Annotated in this window: 1 protein-coding gene, 1 pseudogene and 1 riboswitch; of the genes and pseudogenes, one reads left to right on the forward strand and one right to left on the reverse strand. The window is 70.4% G+C overall.

The window, feature by feature from the left end; translation table 11 throughout:
- Window positions 1-57 precede the first annotated feature (57 nt).
- Window positions 58-432: a PRC-barrel domain-containing protein gene (locus AOK18_RS23905; protein WP_055572219.1), complete on the reverse strand. Its 375-nt coding sequence runs from the start codon at window positions 430-432 to the stop codon at window positions 58-60.
- 111 nt (window positions 433-543) lie between these two features.
- A riboswitch (glycine riboswitch) is annotated at window positions 544-640 on the forward strand.
- Between the two features lie 171 nt (window positions 641-811).
- Between AOK18_RS23905 and AOK18_RS23910 the strand changes: the two are divergent.
- A pseudogene (locus AOK18_RS23910) lies at window positions 812-1,421 on the forward strand (glycine dehydrogenase (aminomethyl-transferring)); the annotation flags it as partial.

Genomic DNA, 1,421 nt, shown 5'->3' on the forward strand with positions numbered 1-1,421 from the left:
CCGGGGTCCGGGGGCCGGTACGGGGGCGGCGGCCCGGGTGCGCCCCGGATGACGCGGTCAGGCGGAGTCGTCCCTGCCGGCGAGCCTGCCGAAGTCGTGGTCCGGGAGCGGGGGAGGAGTGCCCGTGTCCAGGCCGTAGTGGTGGTAGAGCTGGAGCTCCTGCTCCGGGGAGAGGTGGCGACCCACACCGAAGTCGGGGGCGTCCTTGATCAGAGCGCGTTCGAAGGGGATGTGGAGGCTGCCGTCGATCAGCTCGCTCGGCTCCAGGGGGACGAAGGCGTCCCTGCTGAACAGGCCGGTGCGTATCGCGGCCCACTCCGGCACACCGGTGGCGTCGTCGAGGTAGACCTCGTCGACCGTGCCGATCCGGTTGCCGTTGCGGTCGAACGCCTTGCGGCCGATCAGGTTGCGCGGATCGATGTCGGTCTGCACGGGCCCTCCACGGGTCGCAAGGATTCGTCAGCACTACACAACGGCACAATCGGCGGGGCGGCCACTCGAAAGCCGGGGTCTTGCCCTCGCTGGTACCCTGACAGCGGCTGCTGACCCCGTGCGGGAGAGTCCTCTGCGCACCATCGGAGGGCGCCGAAGGAGCAAATCCTCCCCGGAATCTCTCAGGCCCACGTACCGCATGGACGAGGTCACTCTGGAAAGCAGAGCGGGTGTCGACGGCTCCCGCTCTCACCGACGGTGAAAGCCGGCCGCCCCGGGCGGCCGGTGAAGCTCTCAGGTTGAGATGACAGAGGGGGAGGCCGTCCGGGCACCCGCCGTGGTGCCCCTCGAAGGTCGTCGGACCAGGAGGCCTCCGCACATGACCGCCCATCGCATTCCCCTCTCCGAGCTCGAACAGGGAACGCCCTTCGAGCAGCGTCACATCGGCCCCGACCACGAGGCCCGCGCCAAGATGCTCGCGCAGGTCGGCTACGGCTCGCTCGAGGAGCTGACGGCCGCCGCGGTCCCGGATGTGATCAAGAACGCAGACGCGCTGGACCTGCCGGGAGCCCGGACCGAGCCCGAGGTGCTGGCCGAGCTGCGGTCGCTGGCCGACCGCAACGAGGTGCTCGGCTCCATGATCGGGCTGGGGTACTACGGGACCTTCACGCCGCCCGTCATCCTGCGGAACGTCATGGAGAACCCCGCCTGGTACACGGCCTACACGCCGTACCAGCCGGAGATCTCGCAGGGGCGGCTCGAGGCGCTGCTGAACTTCCAGACCGTGGTCGCCGAACTCACCGGCCTCCCGACCTCCGGAGCCTCCCTGCTCGACGAGGGCACCGCGGCCGCCGAGGCGATGGCGCTGTCGCGCCGCATGGGCAAGAACAAGAAGGGCCTGTTCCTGGTCGACGCGGACGCGCTGCCGCAGACCGTCGCCGTCATCCGGACCCGGGCCGAGCCGGCCGGCGTCGAGGTCGTCGTCGCCG

Origin of the sequence: Streptomyces prasinopilosus, assembly GCF_001419695.1 — a bacterium.
GTDB lineage: Bacteria > Actinomycetota > Actinomycetes > Streptomycetales > Streptomycetaceae > Streptomyces > Streptomyces prasinopilosus.